Below are 3,570 nucleotides of genomic sequence, written 5' to 3'. Positions count from 1 at the left end.
ACCGAAGGGCGAGCTTCGAGAACCTCAGCTCACAAATTCGAGAACCTCAGCTCACGGGTTATCATACACCGAAGGGTGAGGCTCTCGAACCCTGAGATCACAAATTATCATACACCGAAGGGCGAGCTTCGAGAACCTCAGCTCACAAATTCGAGAACCTCAGCTCACAAATTCGAGAACCTCAGCTCACGGGTTATCATACACCGAAGGGTGAGGCTCTCGAACCCTGAGATCACGTAGCGGAGTGCACCTCACTGCATCTGTTATTAAAGATTAAAATTAATACTTTTAATTATTCAACAAAAAGTTGGTACCTTTTTGCACAAAATCAAGCATACAAAAGATTGTTTGCACTAATTTTAGAAAATGAGAGTAGTTATAATACACTTTTTAATAATGTTATTCTTCATCTCTTGCCAAAGAAACAAAAAAGAAAACCCTGCTATTATAAAAGAAATTAAAAATGTGGAGAAAAATGTAGAACAAAAATTAGCCGCTTATTGCTTTTTTAAACTTGACGACAAATATTCTATAGAGAAAGACAGCTTAATTATTAATAATTGGCTAAAAGAAAAATCTCAAATGTTACTCAAAGAGGATTCTATTCCAAATATCTTCAGTCAAAATGGTGGTGGTCCAAATGGTGCGCAATGGAATCCATCAACAGACTTATATATAGCAATTTTAACACATTCTAAAGAATCAACTGAAACCCCAAAACTATATATAAACGAAAAATTATATAAAAAACAAGTCTATTCATTTAGTCCCCGTTTAATCTGGTATGCAGTAAAACAAAATTTTTGGGAACAAGAAATTAAAGAAATTGACTCCCTTGATATCCAGAAAATGTATCCGCCAGAGTTTTTGAATGGGATTACCAATGGAGAATTTCACCCGGTTGCAGATTTAAAATATGGTAAAATATTAAAATTTGAAATATCTTATAAAGAAGAAAAATTGACAAAGTTTTTTCACGCAACATACGGTGAATAATTGCTTACGCTCAAGTATTTTTACATCAAGTTTTCTGTTACATATCAAAAAATGAAAAATTTAAGTGTAAAAAAATTATTTCTAATAGACGGAATTGGAGCATTGCTATCTGCCTTTTTATTAGGGATAATTTTAGTGCGGTTCGAACATGTTTTTGGAATGCCCAGACGAGCATTATATTTTCTATCTGTTTTTCCGTGTATTTTTGCTTTGTATGACCTTGGCTGTTATCTATTAAGTTCTGAAAAAAGTAAAGTTCTACTAAAAATTATTGCATTTTTAAATATTGCATATTGTTTTATTTCTATCACCTCTATTTTTAAACACTACCAAAACCTGACTTATTTAGGTTTAATATATTTTACATTAGAACTCGCTATTCTAATCTTCCTAATTATTATTGAACTAAAAATTGCTTTCAATACAAATCTGGATATACAAGGGCAAAAGGAAACCAATAATTAATACGATTTGGCATAGGCAATACCACAAAAATCATCTATATAAACTAACCAATATGGTAAAAAAAACAATATTAACCTTATCTATTGTATTTCTATCTTACTTTTCATACAAAGGACTTAAAAGAGTAAATTTTAACTCAAATTTTGAAGTTGGACAACGAATAGATAGTTTAAATAATGTTATAGTGTTTTATAATGGTGGGGTTGACAATATAGTACAAAGAAATACAAAAGATGGATACAATCTTGGATATGAATACCAATGTGTAGAATTTGTAAAGCGATATTATTATGAATACTACCATCATAAAATGCCCGATAGTTATGGGCATGCCAAAAGTTTTTTTGACAAAAACATAGCAGATGGTAAAATAAATAAAACAAGAAATTTAACGCAATTTAGCAACCCTGGTATATCTAAACCAAAAAAGGGTGATATAATAGTAATGGGCAGCACTATACTTAATAGCTACGGACACGTTGCAATAGTATCCAAAGTAACGGCCAATACCGTAGAAATTATTCAACAAAATCCCGGTCCCTATTCTTCTTCCAGAGATACTTTTGAATTGATAAAAACTACAGACGGAAACTGGGAATTAAAAAATAAACGAATACTAGGTTGGTTGCGAAAGTAAAACACAAAAGATCTATTTCTAGCAAAATAAAAAGTCTGAACTATAATAGAAATATTATACCATAACCAATAATAAAAAGGTATTGTAAATATGGTAATAAAAATCAAATTATGATAATTATGGGTATAATTTATCCAAAAAGATTAATTCTGAAACAGGCGCAAACATTACCTATATTGTAATGAAACCATTAGAGTGGTTTTTTCTTATTTGTTTGTATTCTTTTTGTAATGCCCCTGAGCAAAAGATAAACAAACAGTATACAAAATAAAAAGAGGTTCATAATAGAAATATATAATTTGTATATTGCACATTACTCCTTTGAGATACAAAATTAATCTACAATAGATGTATAGTATATTAAAAAATAGAGAGTTGAAAAATCCGGTTCATATATTTTTATCTTTCCTGTTTATAATCAACCTTTATATTTCATTTGACTATGTAATTAACCAAAACCCTATGGTTAATGGTCATACTATTGAACTGTTGCTAACCCAAAACCAACACAAAAATAATTCGTTTGACAGTAATCAAATCAAGAAGCATTTTGCAACTCACCAACCTATAACATCTTACTACAAAAACCCAAAATTTGACTATCAAATCAACAGTCAGAATATACTAGAACATCAAAAATTCAGAGCTCAAATACAAACTGTTTTAAGTTACAAACCTATCCTTTTACAAATCGTTATCAACGAAATCTTTACTTCAAAAATCTCATTGTATTTAATCTAAATAACAGCTGACAATAAACAATTCAGTCTTTACAAAGAATTTTTATTGGAATTGAAAATGATTAATTATACAAAATTAATTTTTGATGAGAATAAAGAAATCCTTACGTTTTTTAATACTACTTTTTTTTATTGTGATTGCTTCTATCATTCCTTTTCCAATAAAATTTTACAGAAAAGATAATTTACCTACTTACATAATTGAGCAAATTGACAAAAAGGAAGAAGAGGAAAATACAGAAGATGAATATCTGGCAAGACGATAAACCAAATCTGGTGCCATCTAAGAAAGATCTTATAAACCTTTGTGATTAGGAAAAAGACACGGAAAAGAAATAATAGTAAACAGGCAATTACAAATAGCAAATGCCTTTGAAGAAATGATACAGGATTCTTCTCCTAAAATGCATCATTTAATTCGAACGAATTATGATAATTATGGGTATAATTTATCCAAAAAGATTAATTCTGAAACAGGCTCAAATATTACCTATATTGTAATGAAACCATTAGAGTGGTTTTTTCTTATTTGTTTGTATTCTTTTTGTAATACTCCCGAGAAAAAGATAAACAAACAGTATAAAAAATAAAAAGTCTGATATTTTATATTATATCCCAAATTTTATACTCTATATACAGGGTAAACACATTTAAAAAACTATTTTCACTTTAACCCTAGATTATGCAATAGAACTTCGTTATGAAGCTTTGAGATACAATGAACACTGTTGT

At 29.4% G+C, this 3,570-nt stretch carries 5 protein-coding genes and 2 pseudogenes; all 7 read left to right on the top strand.

Translation table 11 applies throughout. The features are described from left to right. Positions 1-366: 366 nt before the first annotated feature. Positions 367-996, top strand: a complete 630-nt coding sequence (locus ACZIYX_RS23755; RefSeq protein WP_462684748.1) for a hypothetical protein — start codon at positions 367-369, stop codon at positions 994-996. A 51-nt stretch (positions 997-1,047) separates the two neighbouring features. Next, positions 1,048-1,461, top strand: coding sequence for a hypothetical protein (locus ACZIYX_RS23750; protein ID WP_462684747.1), 414 nt, complete (start codon positions 1,048-1,050; stop codon positions 1,459-1,461). Positions 1,462-1,513: 52 nt separating this feature from the next. Next, on the top strand, positions 1,514-2,098 hold the full coding sequence (locus ACZIYX_RS23745) for a CHAP domain-containing protein (protein WP_462684746.1): 585 nt from the start codon (positions 1,514-1,516) through the stop codon (positions 2,096-2,098). 115 nt (positions 2,099-2,213) lie between these two features. After that, positions 2,214-2,369: pseudogene (locus ACZIYX_RS23740) on the top strand (DUF6688 family protein); the annotation flags it as partial. A gap of 77 nt (positions 2,370-2,446) precedes the next feature. Beyond that, a complete protein-coding gene (locus tag ACZIYX_RS23735) occupies positions 2,447-2,839 on the top strand; it encodes a hypothetical protein (protein ID WP_462684745.1) in 393 nt (130 codons plus the stop codon). Positions 2,840-2,924: 85 nt separating this feature from the next. Further along, a complete protein-coding gene (locus tag ACZIYX_RS23730) occupies positions 2,925-3,104 on the top strand; it encodes a hypothetical protein (protein ID WP_462684744.1) in 180 nt (59 codons plus the stop codon). A 60-nt stretch (positions 3,105-3,164) separates the two neighbouring features. After that, positions 3,165-3,428, top strand: a pseudogene (locus tag ACZIYX_RS23725) (DUF6688 family protein); the annotation flags it as partial. Between the last annotated feature and the right edge of the window lie 142 nt (positions 3,429-3,570).

It is taken from the genome of Aquimarina sp. (genome assembly GCF_977115655.1).
This window is presented reverse-complemented; position numbering and strand designations above follow the sequence as displayed.

Excerpts from the sequence above, each read along its gene's own strand:
- ACZIYX_RS23745 (WP_462684746.1), top strand. The coding sequence starts at position 1,514 with ATGGTAAAAAAAACAATATTAACCTTATCTATTGTATTTCTATCTTAC.
- ACZIYX_RS23755 (WP_462684748.1), top strand. The coding sequence starts at position 367 with ATGAGAGTAGTTATAATACACTTTTTAATAATGTTATTCTTCATCTCT.
- ACZIYX_RS23750 (WP_462684747.1), top strand. The coding sequence starts at position 1,048 with ATGAAAAATTTAAGTGTAAAAAAATTATTTCTAATAGACGGAATTGGA.
- ACZIYX_RS23735 (WP_462684745.1), top strand. The coding sequence starts at position 2,447 with ATGTATAGTATATTAAAAAATAGAGAGTTGAAAAATCCGGTTCATATA.
- ACZIYX_RS23730 (WP_462684744.1), top strand. The coding sequence starts at position 2,925 with ATGAGAATAAAGAAATCCTTACGTTTTTTAATACTACTTTTTTTTATT.